Annotated in this window: 21 protein-coding genes and 3 tRNA genes; 16 read left to right on the top strand and 8 right to left on the bottom strand. The window is 61.7% G+C overall.

What is annotated here, in order from left to right; all coding sequences use genetic code 11:
- Positions 1–16 precede the first annotated feature (16 nt).
- A complete protein-coding gene (locus ACIGJE_RS18275; protein WP_367622860.1) occupies positions 17–262 on the bottom strand; it encodes a DUF982 domain-containing protein in 246 nt (81 codons plus the stop codon).
- A 443-nt stretch (positions 263–705) separates the two neighbouring features.
- Here ACIGJE_RS18275 and ACIGJE_RS18270 point away from each other — a divergent pair, with 443 nt between their 5' ends.
- On the top strand, positions 706–975 hold the full coding sequence (locus ACIGJE_RS18270; RefSeq protein WP_483678255.1) for a hypothetical protein: 270 nt from the start codon (positions 706–708) through the stop codon (positions 973–975).
- Entirely contained in the window at positions 972–1208 is a 237-nt protein-coding gene (locus ACIGJE_RS18265) for a hypothetical protein (protein WP_483678254.1), read from the top strand. The genes ACIGJE_RS18270 and ACIGJE_RS18265 overlap by 4 nt, the downstream gene beginning before the upstream one ends.
- Positions 1209–1231: 23 nt before the next feature.
- Here the strand turns inward: ACIGJE_RS18265 and ACIGJE_RS18260 are convergent, their stop codons facing one another.
- The 3 genes from ACIGJE_RS18260 to ACIGJE_RS18250 all read right to left on the bottom strand — a co-directional run bounded on the left by ACIGJE_RS18260 (position 1232) and on the right by ACIGJE_RS18250 (position 3427).
- On the bottom strand, positions 1232–1894 hold the full coding sequence (locus ACIGJE_RS18260) for a hypothetical protein (protein WP_483678252.1): 663 nt from the start codon (positions 1892–1894) through the stop codon (positions 1232–1234).
- A 102-nt stretch (positions 1895–1996) separates the two neighbouring features.
- The gene (locus ACIGJE_RS18255) at positions 1997–2806 is read right to left on the bottom strand and encodes an HNH endonuclease (protein WP_483678251.1); all 810 of its coding nucleotides are present in this window, start codon (positions 2804–2806) and stop codon (positions 1997–1999) included.
- Positions 2807–2914: 108 nt separating this feature from the next.
- A complete protein-coding gene (locus ACIGJE_RS18250; RefSeq protein WP_483678249.1) occupies positions 2915–3427 on the bottom strand; it encodes a hypothetical protein in 513 nt (170 codons plus the stop codon).
- Between the two features lie 116 nt (positions 3428–3543).
- Between ACIGJE_RS18250 and ACIGJE_RS18245 the strand changes: the two genes are divergently transcribed.
- The 7 genes from ACIGJE_RS18245 to ACIGJE_RS18215 are packed head-to-tail and all read left to right on the top strand — an operon-like array spanning position 3544 to position 7088.
- The gene (locus tag ACIGJE_RS18245) at positions 3544–3828 is read left to right on the top strand and encodes a hypothetical protein (protein ID WP_483678247.1); all 285 of its coding nucleotides are present in this window, start codon (positions 3544–3546) and stop codon (positions 3826–3828) included.
- The gene (locus ACIGJE_RS18240) at positions 3828–4304 is read left to right on the top strand and encodes a hypothetical protein (protein ID WP_483678246.1); all 477 of its coding nucleotides are present in this window, start codon (positions 3828–3830) and stop codon (positions 4302–4304) included. The genes ACIGJE_RS18245 and ACIGJE_RS18240 overlap by 1 nt, the downstream gene beginning before the upstream one ends.
- On the top strand, positions 4301–4546 hold the full coding sequence (locus ACIGJE_RS18235) for a hypothetical protein (RefSeq protein ID WP_483678244.1): 246 nt from the start codon (positions 4301–4303) through the stop codon (positions 4544–4546). The genes ACIGJE_RS18240 and ACIGJE_RS18235 overlap by 4 nt, the downstream gene beginning before the upstream one ends.
- Positions 4543–5268, top strand: coding sequence for a hypothetical protein (locus ACIGJE_RS18230; protein WP_483678243.1), 726 nt, complete (start codon positions 4543–4545; stop codon positions 5266–5268). The genes ACIGJE_RS18235 and ACIGJE_RS18230 overlap by 4 nt, the downstream gene beginning before the upstream one ends.
- On the top strand, positions 5265–5681 hold the full coding sequence (locus ACIGJE_RS18225; protein ID WP_483678242.1) for a thermonuclease family protein: 417 nt from the start codon (positions 5265–5267) through the stop codon (positions 5679–5681). Before ACIGJE_RS18230 ends, ACIGJE_RS18225 begins: the two co-directional genes overlap by 4 nt.
- Entirely contained in the window at positions 5678–5968 is a 291-nt protein-coding gene (locus ACIGJE_RS18220) for a helix-turn-helix transcriptional regulator (RefSeq protein WP_483678240.1), read from the top strand. The genes ACIGJE_RS18225 and ACIGJE_RS18220 overlap by 4 nt, the downstream gene beginning before the upstream one ends.
- A 4-nt stretch (positions 5969–5972) precedes the next feature.
- Entirely contained in the window at positions 5973–7088 is a 1116-nt protein-coding gene (locus ACIGJE_RS18215; RefSeq protein WP_483678239.1) for a tyrosine-type recombinase/integrase, read from the top strand.
- Between the two features lie 70 nt (positions 7089–7158).
- Here ACIGJE_RS18215 and ACIGJE_RS18210 read toward each other — a convergent pair.
- A tRNA-Glu gene (locus ACIGJE_RS18210) sits at positions 7159–7233 on the bottom strand.
- Between the two features lie 115 nt (positions 7234–7348).
- Positions 7349–7789 (bottom strand): VOC family protein, encoded by a 441-nt coding sequence (locus tag ACIGJE_RS18205; protein ID WP_311934845.1) that lies wholly within the window; start codon positions 7787–7789, stop codon positions 7349–7351.
- 34 nt (positions 7790–7823) lie between these two features.
- On the opposite strand from ACIGJE_RS18205, the gene ACIGJE_RS18200 reads away from it, so the two are divergent.
- The 7 genes from ACIGJE_RS18200 to ACIGJE_RS18170 all read left to right on the top strand — a co-directional run bounded on the left by ACIGJE_RS18200 (position 7824) and on the right by ACIGJE_RS18170 (position 12247).
- Positions 7824–8600: an SIR2 family NAD-dependent protein deacylase gene (locus tag ACIGJE_RS18200; protein WP_415081351.1), complete on the top strand. Its 777-nt coding sequence runs from the start codon at positions 7824–7826 to the stop codon at positions 8598–8600.
- Positions 8601–8771: 171 nt separating this feature from the next.
- The gene (locus tag ACIGJE_RS18195) at positions 8772–9362 is read left to right on the top strand and encodes a cold-shock protein (RefSeq protein ID WP_105864580.1); all 591 of its coding nucleotides are present in this window, start codon (positions 8772–8774) and stop codon (positions 9360–9362) included.
- A 5-nt stretch (positions 9363–9367) separates the two neighbouring features.
- Complete coding sequence (locus ACIGJE_RS18190; protein WP_483678237.1) at positions 9368–9841, top strand: DUF192 domain-containing protein; 474 nt, start codon at positions 9368–9370, stop codon at positions 9839–9841.
- A 95-nt stretch (positions 9842–9936) separates the two neighbouring features.
- Positions 9937–10013: transfer RNA gene (locus ACIGJE_RS18185), tRNA-Pro, on the top strand.
- 33 nt (positions 10014–10046) lie between these two features.
- The gene (locus ACIGJE_RS18180; RefSeq protein WP_311934843.1) at positions 10047–10352 is read left to right on the top strand and encodes an ETC complex I subunit; all 306 of its coding nucleotides are present in this window, start codon (positions 10047–10049) and stop codon (positions 10350–10352) included.
- Between the two features lie 23 nt (positions 10353–10375).
- Positions 10376–10452 (top strand) — tRNA-Arg (locus ACIGJE_RS18175).
- 94 nt (positions 10453–10546) lie between these two features.
- A complete protein-coding gene (locus tag ACIGJE_RS18170; RefSeq protein ID WP_415081346.1) occupies positions 10547–12247 on the top strand; it encodes an ArnT family glycosyltransferase in 1701 nt (566 codons plus the stop codon).
- Between the two features lie 76 nt (positions 12248–12323).
- Here ACIGJE_RS18170 and ACIGJE_RS18165 read toward each other — a convergent pair whose 3' ends face one another.
- Positions 12324–13592, bottom strand: coding sequence for a DNA polymerase IV (locus tag ACIGJE_RS18165; RefSeq protein ID WP_415081344.1), 1269 nt, complete (start codon positions 13590–13592; stop codon positions 12324–12326).
- Positions 13592–13885 (bottom strand): DUF3572 domain-containing protein, encoded by a 294-nt coding sequence (locus tag ACIGJE_RS18160; protein ID WP_311934840.1) that lies wholly within the window; start codon positions 13883–13885, stop codon positions 13592–13594. Before ACIGJE_RS18160 ends, ACIGJE_RS18165 begins: the two co-directional genes overlap by 1 nt.
- Positions 13886–13967 lie beyond the last annotated feature (82 nt).

Genomic DNA, 13967 nt, shown 5'->3' with positions numbered 1-13967 from the left:
GGCCTTACTCCGAACGTTACGGGACGGTGCGGAGTCCCGCATCCCAACAAGCAAGGAAGAAAGCCGATCTCGCGTCGTCATCAGTCCGTGTTCCGGCCTGGGCTTCGCGACAGACGCGATACGCCCAGACAGCTTTGCTTTCCTCGCCAGGAGGCCAGTCCTTCAGCAGGAAGGTAGCGGCCTCGATAGTCGAGCCGATGATCCGAATTCGCCCAGGAGCCATCTCGATTCTCACCGGGGAGCTCCAAGGTCTGACGTCCATAGATCGCCTCCGCCCTACGAACGTCGGAAGGGCGATCTGGTTCCGGGCAGGGCGGTGCTTACTGCAACGAGCGGCTTAGGGCCTGTCGCGCTCTTGCTGCGATCGAACCACGTCGTGTCTCGCCTTCAGATTCGACCTCAGCCACGGGATGAGCTTGTTCAAGAACAATGTTGCCGCACTCATTACCGAGATGAGCCAAGCAGGCACGAATACGCTGCAAGACCAGCTGAACGGGAAATGGACCGGCGTGAGTGGGCAGGTGGCCACCGTTTGACCGCTCAACATGGTCAAGGCCCAGCCTGCTATTGCCGCGGCGGCAAGAACAAGGGTTCCTTTGCTCAAGCCCAAAGCCATCCTGCTCGATCCCTGAACTGCACCACTCTCGCCACCTGGATGAATCGATCCGGCGCCGTCGATTGTCAAATCCGATGGAGGGCGTCGTCATGAGGGTGGTGATCTACCAGGGTGCCGATGCGCCCGCGCGCGAGCGTTGCCAGGCGGTCATCTTCGTACCCGCACGTTCGACGAAGGGAGAGCAGGCAGAAGTTCGCCTCCCGCTCACGATCACGGCACCGACGAAAGAACTTGCGCAGGCCCGGGCGGAAGCCTGGTGGGCCGCCGAGCAAAAGAAGCGAGCAGATGCTGCGGAGGCCAAGGCGGCGCGCGACGCGCAACGCCGACGGCCGAACCGCGCGAAGGATGAAGCAGCATGAGCAGGCAGGAAACCTTCGTCAGCGAGCGCGACGAAGCCTATCTGGGGCCCGTCGCCGTCGCCCAATTCATTGATATCGGCTGGATCCGGGAATGGCCGAAATGCTGGACACCGACCGGGCGTAATGCTGTCCAGAACGGCTACGGCCACTGGGATGGAACAAGGCAGACGCTGATCTATGTCACTGAGCAGTCGCCCCATGGTGCTGCCTTCTGGGAAGGGAGGCGCGTGTGAGGGAGTTTAGAGTATACCGACCCCTAATAGATCTCAGCGTTTTCCAACCGCAGGGCAATCAAGCCGAAGGCGTCATTGCGTTCAATTGCTTCATTTATCTCGATCTGTGTGGGTGCTTGGGCCAATCTCGCAACACGATTCTCAACCACTCGTTGAGCGAAGATGGTCGAAAGCCTGATGCTCTCCAACAATGCATGTGCAATCGCTTTCGTTGGCGCGGTAAGTCCTTCCCTATATATTTCAAGCATTTCTATGCCATCCTTATTGTTGTAGATCGATTGGCGGAGATTATCTTCAATATTGATGCTATTTATATTTTCTTCAGAAAGTACTTGTCGTACGGCGCTAATATAGAGTTGGGCAATTCCGCCGAATTGTTTAGCGCACTCCTTGTGAGGAGCCGCTCGCGCTTCCAATTCAGCGCGATGGCGGCCCATCTCTCTTCGGTCGTCAGCCCTTACCTGAAACAGTACCCCAAACAGCGCAGACAACGCGAAGATGCCCGCAATCAAGGTCTGATACCGGTTCAGCAGGAAGTCGAAGCAGTTCTGAGATGCGGTCGATCTCAGGAACTTTTCTACAGGGCAGAAGCCTTGGCTTGTCGGTTGCCAGAGAAGGATGGCAACCAGGACTGTAACGAATATTGCCCCCGCCATGTGAAGCGGCCACTCGCTCTTTTTTTCCATCAACTCCGCCCCCGCGTGATCACCCGACGTTGGACCGAGTCTCTGTGCTCCTTCAATCACCTGCCGTTGGGGTGGGGAGGGCTTATCGACAGATCCTGCAGCTTAGATAGGTTCGATCTGTCTCATCCGATCGCGAAAGCCCTCATTGTAGACCTTGCCGTCTGCTCCGGCATGGACGCGCCGATGGCAATTCGGACAGAGTGCGATGACGTGGTGCGGGTCATCCGGACCGCCATCGCTGACACGACGGATGTGATGGGGTTCGAGATATGGCGAGCCGTCCGGTCGGACGAATGGGGCGGGGGCCTCACAGCCTTCGCAGACACCGCGGGCTCGAGCCAGCACATAATTACGGACGTCGGCGCTGCGCTGGTAAATCGAACGCAGGCCTTGGCCAACGGCCGCTACCGGGCGCGCGGCTTGCATTGCCCTCCGGCGAAGCTCAGCGAGGTCGGCGGCCGGCGCCACAGGCACTTCGGTCTCAATATGCTCGGAGACCGCCTCAAGAAATCTGAGCTCGAATACGAAGGCGTTGCGCTGGTTGCCCTCGCGGTCGGGAGCACGAACGGTCCGATAGCTCTCGCAAACGCATTCGCCGCGGTACTGCAGGCCACCATCTATGTTGGTGTGGAAAAGCAGGAGGCTCTTGCCGTTCAGAGAATGGTCGGCGATCGCCTTGTTGCCCGAGGTCAGCTGCATGTCGCCGACCTGGCCCATACCGAAGTACTCGAACACTCCGTCGGGCCGGAGCTTGTCGGAATACCCGTGGGCCTGGCCACTATCGCCCGTGATCAAAAAGACAACTGGATGGGCAGCCGGAGTAATGATCCCGCTCTGCCGCTGGCCGCCATACGGGCCGTGTATGTCCTGCCGGCGATTGTAGGATTTGCCGATCTCAAACGGCCACGACATCGCAACGCCCTCAGTTCCCCGACAGCATTGCGCACGAGTCGGCGTCCTGGAGCAAGGCACGTGGGGAACGCGAACCAGTGCGACGTTGCGAGTGACCTGAAGGTCCGATTATTTCGGCGCGCCCGGCGGCTTCATGGCTTTGAGCAATTCGAGTATTGCGCCGTATTCCTGCCCGAGGAAACCCGGCTCTTTCCCTTCTACATATGCAGCCCAGGCATCGATCTCCTCGGCATAGCCGATCGCATCCATAAGCGTCGCCTTTTCCGCGCGAAACGCAATGATCTCGCCAACTACGCTCGAGAGTCTGAAGCCGGCTTCACCCAGCAGGCCAAAGTCCGAAAGATATTGTGGGATTGGCTCAGGTGGAGATGTCGGGGCAATTTCCCCTTCGCTTGCAGCAAAGATGTCTCCCTGCCACGACATCAGGGGAGGCAAAAGAAGGCAGCGCAAGGCATAGGCTTTGACGGCTCGTTCAAAAGCACGCTCGTCACTTTCGCGCACGCGCCGTCGCTCTTCGACCCGGGATTGCCACCTAGCTATCCAAAGTGCGAGGAGCAAGGCGACGAAACTACCAGCGGCCTGCACCCACGCCGCCCATTCGCCAGAATTGCTTGGCCACATCTGCTTCCCCACCCCCGGTCAAGCGCCCACGCTACTGGAAGCAGATTTAGGCGCGATTCACACTGTCGGATCTGGGCGACCGCTACCTGTTCACCTTTTTCTTTGCCGGAGCAGCAATGACCCGCATTCATTGCTGCATCCCGTTCTGCCGCCGCACGTTCGCCGATGACGGATCCTCCGAGGTGATCTGCGGCAAGCACTGGCGCCAGGCGCCGAAGGCCTGGCGGAGACGACATACCAAGCTCCTCCGCCGATACCGGAAACACCACGGCGATCGGGTCTATTGGGACTATACGGCCGGCAGTTCGGAGCGGCGTGACTGTCGCCGCCTCGCCATCCTCGTCGATCGCCTTTGGGACCGTTGCAAAGCCGCCGCCATCGAAGCGGCTGGGGGGATTTGATGGCCCGATATGCATCCGAAACTTCGGTCTCGTCCGAAGCCTCCCGCGCTGAGATAGAGCGCACCCTGACCCGCTACGGCGCGACCGCCTTCATGTACGGCTGGGAAGGGCAGCGCGCGGTCATCCAGTTCAAGGCCAGCAATCGCTATGTCCGGTTCATGCTGCCTTTGCCGGATCCGAAAGCTCGCGAGTTCACCCATACGCCCGGCCGGGGCCAGTTGCGCTCACCGACGGGACAAGCCGAGGCATATGAGCAGGCGGTTCGTCAGAGGTGGCGCGCGCTCGCTCTGGTGATCAAAGCCAAGCTCGAGGCGGTGGCCGCCGGCATCACCGAGTTTGAAGACGAGTTCCTAGCTCATGTCGTGCTGCCGGATGGGCGTACGGCCGGGGGCTGGCTGCGCCCACAGATCGCTCTCGCCTACGAGAAAGGCGATATGCCGATGATGCTGCCCGGGCCGACCGGAGAAGCGAAATGACGGAAACCCGCAGCAATCGGCGCGAGGTTCGCAACCCAGTCCTAGCGCTCCCTGGCCTCCAGGCGCTCCTCGACCGCCCTGCAGAAGATCGCGCCGCCATTGCGCAACTGCTGGGCGATGTAGTCGCCGACGCCCGTCGCCGGGCTCAGACCAGCTGGAAACAGAACAAGGGGCCGATGGCCGCCTACTGGAAGGCCGTCGGTGCCTATGCTGAGCACATCAGAAGGGTGGTCAAGCCGTGACAGATCGACCAATCATCATGCAGCCCACCTCTGTCCGCGCCCTGCTCGCCGGCACGAAGACCCAGACGCGTCGCCTGCTGAAGCCCCAACCGCCCGCTGACATGGGCCTCATTGGCCTCTATGCGCCCGCGCTGACAGCCGTGTTCGGCTACATCACCCCGGATGCCGACCACAAAGTGCCGCTCCGCTTTATGCCCAAGGATCGCCTGTGGGTCCGCGAGGCGTGGCGGACCGAACGCGCCTTTGATGGCATCCGTCCACGCGATCTCCCTATATTCGAACTGCCTGGGCTGCCGATCTTCCATGAGGCGAGCGACAATGGGCAGGCGTCGACCTGGGGCAATCCTTGGGGAGAGCGGCGTCGGCCGTCGATGTTCATGCCACGCTGGGCCAGCCGCCTCACGCTGGTGGTGACCGGCGTCAAGGTCGAGCGGCTGCAGGACATCAGCGAGGAAGACGCCATTGCGGAAGGAGTTGAGGAGGTTTGGGGGATTGTCGGCGCAACCTGTGCCGGCGGCACTCATCAAGAGATCAGCGATTATCGCTTTTACACAGGCATCGAGGACGTCGACGGCGAAGGTTTCGAAACGGGCATTGAGGCCTACGCCGCACTCTGGAAGCACATCAACGGCCCCGGCTCCTGGGAAGCAAACCCCTGGGTGGTCGCGCTGACCTTCGCCGTGCATAAGCAGAATATCGACGCGATGAAGGAAGCAGCATGACTAGGACCGCCCCCATTTTCCTTCTCGCGTTCCTGCTGGCTGGGCCCGCCGGGGCGGAGACTGTCAACGGCAGCGACTTTTATGTGATCGATGGCGATACCGTCGACATCGCAGGCGAGCGGATCCGCATAGCCAATATCGACGCTCCAGAGATCGGGCATTTCGAGTGCGAGTTTGAGCACCAGCTCGGGCTGGCCGCGCGCGATGTCCTGATTGAAGCGCTCAAGGGGAAGCCGGTCGCCATCACCAGGTGGAAGAACAAGGATAGGTACGGGCGCACGCTCGCCACGCTGACCACGCCGGCGGGCGATGTCGGCCGCGTTCTGGTCGATGCCCACGCGGCATTCCCATGGAGGGCCGGTGCCAAGGCAAAGGCGTGGCGCAAGGCACAGTGGTGCTGGGAGGGGCGATGAAGCACGCCCGCGCGATCGACACTGCAACCACTATCGTGCTGCCGCTCTCGCCTGCGCCCCGGCGCGGCCTGTCGTGCGAGGAGGCCGCCGCTTACATCGGCCTGAGCCAGACGAAATTCCTCGAGCTCGTTGGAACAGGCAAGATGCCGAAGCCGATCCGGATAGATCGGCGTGTCATCTGGGACATGCGCGCGCTCGATTCGGCGTTTGATCAGCTCAGGGACGAACAGTCCCCGCAATCCCCAGAAGACGACGTTGACGGCGGTTGGGGCGATGAAGCACCCTGACCCAATGGAGGTCGATCTCAAGTATCTGAGCGAGGAGAAAACGCGCCATGGTCGGCGCGTGGTCTATGCTCGCCTGAAGGGTAAGCGGATCCGCCTCAAACACCCGGTCTCGTCCCCGGAATTCCTCGACGAGTATCGTGCCGCGGTGAAATCGCTGTTTGTCGGCGTCGAGGAGAATGAGGCCAAGGCCGCCAAGCATGATGTTCGATTGCCGTTTGCTCCAAAAACCTTGGGCTGGCTGATCGATCGCTATTTCACGGAATCCACCAAATTCCTCACCATGGAAGCGCTCGGCCGGAAGCGCCGGCGCAAGTTTCTGGAGGCCATGAAGAAGGAACACGGGCACAAGCCTATGGTGATCCCCGGCGAGAACATAGCCAAGGGAGTGGCGAAGCGCTCGGCGGTGCCAGGGAATGCCAACGAGTGGCTGAAGTCCATGAAAGCCCTGTATACCTGGGCCGTCGGCGTCAAAATCATCGAGACCAGCCCGGCGGCCGGCATTCCGAAAATCAAGATCGAGACCGAAGGATTCTACACCTGGACGGTCGAAGACATCAGGGCCTATGTGGAAAGACATCCCATCGGGACGATGCCTTACCTGGCCTGCATGGTCCTGCTTTTTACCGGCCTCCGTCGATCCGACGCGACTAAGTTCGGGCGCCAGCATGCGCGATCGGGAAAGGTGAACTTCAAGACCAGCAAGACAGGCGCCGACCTGATTACCGAAATGCCCTGGCCGTTGGTGCAGGCGATCGAGGCGATGCCCGAGACTGATCAGTTGCCATACCTTCTGACAGCATATGGAAAGCCATTTGCATCCGGCGCCGCGTTCGGGAATTGGTTCAAGGATCGCTGCACGGAAGCAAAGCTACCGGACTGCACCGCCCATGGACTGCGCAAAGGCGGCGCGACTCTCTGTTCGGAGAATGGCGGCTCAGAGGTCGAGCTCGAGGCGATGTATGGCTGGGCGAACAATCGCCAGTCCGGCACCTATACCAAGAAGGCGAGGGCGCTCGTCCTGGCGACAAAGGGTTTCAAACGCATCGCGGAGACGCTCGTTGCAGCCAAGGTTTTGACGGAACCGCTGGAACGGAAACGGCACAGCCGTGTCGCACCTTGAGGGGCGGTTACGGGAGGTGCGACAATTTCGGTCAGTAAGCCATTGATAAGTCAGAGCTGACTTAGCAGTGTGGCGCGCCCTAGGGGAATCGAACCCCTCTCTCCACCGTGAAAGGGTGGCGTCCTGACCGATAGACGAAGGGCGCGGCGGGCGGACATATAGAGGGGTGAATCGCAGGCGGCAAGAGGAATATGCCGCCTTTGTGAAATTAGTTGTGCCGAGCGCTTTAGGTGCCGGTTTTGGGGCAAAAATGCCCCGTTTCACCACACGCCGGTGTTGGCCATCGAGGACCAGGGCTCGGCCGGCGGCAGAGAATCGCCCTTCTGCAGGATCTCGATCGAGATCAGATCCGGGGAGCGCACGAAGGCCATGTGGCCGTCACGAGGCGGGCGATTGATGGTGATGCCGGCCTGCTGCAGCTTGGCGCAGAAGGCATAGATGTCGTCGACCTCATAGGCGAGGTGGCCGAAATTGCGCGCGCTGCCGTAGTCTTCGGTATCCCAGTTGTAGGTCAGCTCGAGGGCAGGGGCCTTGCCGGCCCTGAAGGCTTCGAGATCCTCGGGGGCGACCAGGAAGACCAGGGTGAAGCGACCCTTCTCGTTTTCATAGCGACGGCCCTCGACCAGGCCGAAGATGTCGACGTAGAATTTGAGCGAGGCATCGAGGTCGCGCACGCGAACCATGGTGTGCAAATATTTCATTGGATCCTCATCGCAATTGGGGAGGTAAGGCCTAATGCCGATTGCCGCCGCCGACAAGGACGCCGTGCATCGCGAAAAACTTCTTCGCTTTGCGCAGATGCTGGCGCGAGCCGATCGCGTCGTCGCCTTTACCGGCGCCGGGCTGTCGACCGAGGCCGGCATTCCGGACTTCCGTTCGCCCGGCGGCCGCTGGAGCCGGATGAAGCCGATTCCCTTCGATGAGTTCCTGGCCGACGACGAGGCCCGGCGCGAGAGCTGGCGCCGGCGTTTCGACATGGATGACGAGATCCGCCTGGCACGACCGACGCGGGGCCATCAGACGATCGCTTCCTGGGTGCATGCGGGCAAATGCCCGGCGGTGATCACGCAGAATATCGATAATCTGCACCAGGATTCGGGCATTCCTGCCGATGCCGTGGTGGAAGTGCACGGCAACACCACCTATGCGACATGCCTCGACTGCGCCAGGCGCTATGAGATTGCAGCCTTGCGGGGACCGTTCCTGGCGAGCGGGCAGGCGCCGCGCTGCGATGATTGCGGCGGTTTCATCAAGACGGCGACGATATCTTTCGGGCAGCCCATGCCGGAGGCGGCGATGCGACGGGCTACGGAACTCGCCAAGACCTGCGATCTTTTCGTGGTCGTCGGCTCGTCCTTGGTCGTCTATCCGGCTGCCGATCTGCCGCGTCTTGCCCATCGCCAGGGCGCACGCGTGGTGATCGTCAACCGGGAGGAGACGCCGAGCGACCCTTATGCCCAGTTGCTGCTGAGGGGAGAGATCGGCGATTTACTCGAGGGGTTCACCCTGTAAATGTGGCCGGTTTATCGAGAGTTCGTCGATTTTAGGGACGTTTTGCGATTGTATGAAGATGAGGCACAAAAATGTTAATTCGGGCTTTCCGTTGAGCCTGGGGGTGTTATCGTAGCAGCATCAAGAATCGTGCGGCGGCCCAGTCCGTGGGCAATGTGTTGGATGGCGTAGATGGGTACGAACGATTTTGAAGCGAGGTTCGAGCCAGTTCGCGACTCCGGGGGACATCCGGACGAGAGGCCGGCAGGCTTGCTGGAGGTCGCCGGCACCATCAAGTGGTTCGACATTGCCAAGGGCTATGGGTTCATCGTTCCGGACAATGGCGGCCAGGATATCCTGCTTCATGTCAGTGTCTTGCGTCGGGACGGCTACCAGGCGGCCTTTGAAGGCTCGCGTGTCGTCGTCGAGGCCACGCAGCGCGCCAAGGGCCTGCAGGTGTTCCGCATCCTGTCGATGGACGAATCCACCGCTGTCCATCCCGCCCAGCTCCCGCCAGCGCGCACCCATGTGCAGGTGACGCCGACCGGCGGTTTCGAGCCGACGACGGTGAAATGGTTCAACCGCTTGCGCGGTTTCGGTTTCGTCTCGCGGGGAGACGGCACGCCGGATATCTTCGTCCATATGGAGACCTTGCGGCGGTTCGGCATCATGGACCTCAAGCCCGGTCAGATCCTGATGGTACGCTTCGGCACGGGACCCAAAGGGCTGATGGCTGCCGAGCTCAAGCTTGCGGATGGTCCGTCTGGTCCTCAGTCCCATTGACGAGAATGCGCAAGAACCCTCTTCTTTCAATAGTTTATACTACTGTTCTCGCGTTATTTGTGAGTATTGCCGGTCTTTCGGCCTCACCGGCCGAGGACGGCGTGTTCGAACCCTTGTCGATTGCCACCACAGGTGGTCAGCGCGACTTCCAGGTCGAAGTCATGCGGACCGAGGACGAACAGCGGCGCGGCATGATGTTCAGGCGCAGCCTGGAGCCGGACAAAGGCATGCTCTTTCCATTCGCGGCGGAGCGCATCGCTTCGTTCTGGATGGAGAATACCTATGTTTCGCTCGACATGATCTTCATTCGCGGGGACGGCACGATCCAGCGCATCGAGAAGCGTGCCGAGCCCTTGTCGACGCGTACGATCATGTCCGGCGCACCGGTGCTGGCGGTTTTGGAAGTGGTGGCCGGAACGGCGGACAAGCTGGGCATCAAGCCCGGCGACAAGGTGAGCTATCCGATCTTCAAGCCTTGACGAGCTGACGCAGTCATACAACTTTTTGAAATCGGAGCGCCCAGACCCTTGCGGTTCTCTGCGAGGCCCCTTAGTAAGCTCACATTCGTCCTGAACGGGGTATGGCGCAGCCTGGTAGCGCGATAGTTTTGGGTACTATAGGTCGCAGGTTCGAATCCTGCTGCCCCGACCAGCGACGGATGAGACGAAAGGCGGACGGCGAACGATGACAGCGAGAATCTACAAGCCGGCACGTACGGCCATGCAGTCCGGTTCGGCGAAGACGAAGGACTGGCTCCTGGAGTTCGAGCCGGAGGAGCCGCGCTCGGTCGAGCCGCTGATGGGCTGGACCTCCTCGGGCGACATGAAGCAGCAGGTCAAGCTGCGTTTCGCGACCAAGGAAGAGGCCATCGCCTACGCCACCCGCAACGGCATCGCCTATCAGATCTTCGAGCCGCAAGAGGCGACGACGAAGATCGTATCCTATTCGGACAACTTCAAGGTTTCGCGCATCGGTCAGTGGACCCATTGAGCGTTTGCGTCCGGCTTTGGACTGGCCCCATAGCTCAGCTGGATAGAGCGAGCGCCTTCTAAGCGCTAGGTCGCAGGTTCGAGCCCTGCTGGGGTCGCCATCCCGCTGGACAACCGGCCATGGGCCTGGGCAATAGGCAGCGCACGGCGGTCTTCGTTCCTTATCGAAGATCGGCGAGACCGGTGGAGGTTAGCATGGCCGCCTTATCCGAAGCACCTGCCGCCGCCCACGGGCCGGTTCGTATGGTCGATCGGCTGGCTGGTTCCAACCTGCTCGCGCTTGCAACGCTCCTGCTCGTAACCTTCCTGGCCCTCGCACCCGGCTTCACCGGTCTGCCGCCGATGGATCGGGACGAGCCGCGCTTCGCACAGGCCTCCAAGCAGATGCTGGAGAGCGGCGATTTCGTCAGTATCCGCTTCCAGGACGAGGCCAGGCTCAAGAAGCCGGTCGGCATTTACTGGCTGCAGACGGCTGCCGTCAGCCTGGGGGAGAGCCTTGGAGTTCCAGAGGCGCGCACCACGATCTGGCTCTATCGCATTCCCTCGCTGATTGCCGCGATCGGTGCGGTGCTGCTGACCTGGTGGACTGCCATTCCGCTCGTGGGCCGCCGCGCGGCCCTGCTGGCAGGACTGATGATGGCCGGCTGCCTGCTGCTTGGCGTCGAAGCGCGCCTGGCCAAGACGGACGCGACCCAGCTTTTGACGGTGATGGCGATGGTGGGTGTGCTGGCCCGCTTCTTCATGGCCTCCCGGCGTGGCGATCCCTTGCCGGTGGGCTTGAGCCTGCCGGCCGTGTTCTGGATCGGCATGGCGGCGTCCATCCTGATCAAGGGGCCGATCGGAGCCCTTCTCGTGGCCTTGACCATTGCCGGTACGGTGGCTGCCACGCGTGACTGGCGCTGGCTCGGAAACCTGCGCTGGCTTTGGGGCATCCTCTTCACTCTCGTCCTGGTGTCGCCCTGGTTCATCGCCATCATGATCCAGACCAAGGGTGCCTTCCTGCAGGAATCGGTCGGCAAGGACATGCTGAACAAGGTGGCGGGTGCCCAGGAATCCCATGGCGGCTGGCCCGGGACCTATCTCGCCGTCTTCTGGGGCACGTTCTGGCCCTTCGCGCCGCTGGCCGCCCTGGCCGTGCCATGGATCTGGCGGCAGCGCCGAACCGCATCGGTGGTCTTCCTGCTGGCCTGGTTGGTGCCGTTCTGGCTCGTCTTCGAATTCTTCCCCACCAAGCTGCCGCACTACGTCCTGCCGGTCTATCCGGCGATCGCCATCCTGATCGCTGCGGCTGTTTGCGACGATGGACTCTCGCGAAGCCTGTGGGCTCGCATCGTGGCGGGGCTCATTCCCTTCCTGGCGCTGGTGTTGGCCGTCGTCGCGGTCGGCGCGGTGTGGTTCTATCAGCGGGAGATTGCCTGGCTGACACTGCCCTTTGCCATCCTGGCGATAGCGGCGGCATGGTTGGCCTGGCGGCGGCTGGGAGAGGACAGAGGCGCCGAGGCCGTTCTGGCCTGTCTCGCCACCAGCCTGTTGCTCTATTGGGGCATCTATGCCGGTGCCATTCCCAAACTGCAGGCCATGGCCATCAGCCCGCGCCTGGCCGCGGCGGCACAGACGTCGCAATGCCCGCATGTTGCAGCCGCGAGCGTTGGCTTCCGCGAGCCCAGTTTGGTCTTCCTGGCCGGGACGGATCTGGATATGCCCAGCCCCGAAGGCGCAGCGGATTTCCTGGGGCAGGGCGCCTGCCGGGTCGCCTTTGTCGACAAGCGTTTCGAGCCTGCGTTTCTGGCCCGCCTCGCTGCGAACGGCACAAAGGCTGATCCGGTTTCCAGGGTTGCGGGAATCAACATCAACGGCGGCAAGAAGCTGGATATCGGCGTCTATCGCAGCCCATAGCGTTGCCTGCGGCTGTAGGTCATTGTTGTCGCATCGCTTTTGCCGAAAGGCGGCGCCCACTTTTCGGTACGATGCTCTAGGTCTCGCTTTTGTCGGGCTTGAAGGCGATGCCCTTTTGCATGGCGGTCTTGCCGAACTTCGCCCGGACGGCATCGATGGCGTTTTCGGTCGCGACCAGGCGTTTGGCGTTGGGGTCGGCGAGATCGCCGTGATCGGCATCGGCCAGATCGGCGAGGCCGGTGACCCCGATGCCGATCAGGCGATATTGGGTGCCATCCGTCTCCTTCGCCAACAGTTTCTTGCCGGTTTCGAAGATGCGGGTAGCCAGGCGTGTCGGTTCATGCAGGCTCTGGGCGCGAGTGCGGAGACGAAAATCGGCCGATTTCAGCTTCAACGTCACGGTCGAGCCGGCAATGGCGGATTTCTTCAGCCGGGACGACACCTTTTCCGACAATTGCCAGAGAATCGGCAGCAGGCTTTCACCGCTGGCAAGATCATGATCGAAGGTGGTCTCGGCCGAGACGGATTTGCGGTCGCCCTCTGGGTCGACCCTGCGGGCATCGCGGCCAAAGGCGAGGCGGGCAAGCCGCTGTCCTTCGACGCCGTAGCGCCGCATCAGAGGCAGTTCTCCGGCCTTCTGCAGATCGGCGATCGTGCGAAGCCCGTCCTTTTCGTAACGGGCTGCCCCGGCCTTGCCGACGCCCCAGATGAAGGAGATCGGGCGCGGGGCGAGAAAGTCCGGTGCCTCCTCGGGCGAGAGCACGGCAAAGCCGCGAGGCTTTTCCAGATCGGAGGCCGTCTTGGCCAGGAATTTGTTGGCGGAGAGCCCGATGGAGACGGTGATCCTCAGTTCCTTCTCGACCTGGTTGGCAAAGCGCAGCAGCGTGCGCGCCGGGCTGGCATGGTGCAGGCGGTCCGTGCCGCTGAGGTCGAGAAAGGCTTCGTCGATCGAAAGCGGCTCGACCAGCGGCGTCAGCGCCAGCATCATGTCGCGGACCTGGCGGCCGACCTCGACATATTTCTCCATATTAGGCCTGACGACCACCGCGTCCGGGCAGAGCTTGAGTGCCTGGAACATCGGCATGGCCGAACGGACCCCATAGGTGCGGGCGATGTAGCAGGCGGTTGAGACTACGCCGCGCTTGGCGCCGCCGACGATGACCGGCTTGTCGGCCAGCGAAGGATCGTCGCGCTTCTCGATGGTGGCGTAGAAGGCATCGCAGTCGACATGGGCGATCGTGAGGCGCTCGAGTTGCCGATGCCGGATGATGCGGGGCGAGCGGCAGGCAGGGCAGCGATCCGCCTCGCCAGCCTCGCCAAGACAGTCTCGGCAGAGCGCGCTCATCAATCCCAACGAAGGCCGAGCTGGAACGCCGCCCGTTGCAGGTCTTCGGGGGAGAGGCCATTTTCCGCGGCAAAGCCGGCAGCACTCTCTTCATCCGAGAGGACGTGCTGCAGCACCGAAGCTAGAAATCCAGGCTTGGCTGCGGCACTGCGAATCTCCTCGGGTGACAGGCCGGTTGCCATGAAGAAACCATTGAGTCGATCTTCATTGGCAGCAATGAAGCCGAGAGCCGCCGTCGCGATTTCTTCGGCACGTTGCTTTTGAGCTGCCTGCCCGGCGGTTTGCCTGAACATTTGATTTCCCGTTTGGTAAGGACTGACTGCTAACAACATGCCGGTAAGCGGGCGTGGTTGAAAACAGATTCGCAGCCCCGAT

It is taken from the genome of Labrys sp. E2SS-1L, from assembly GCF_057073705.1.
The sequence above is the reverse complement of the archived record's forward strand: the minus strand, read 5'-3'. Positions and strand labels throughout refer to the sequence as shown.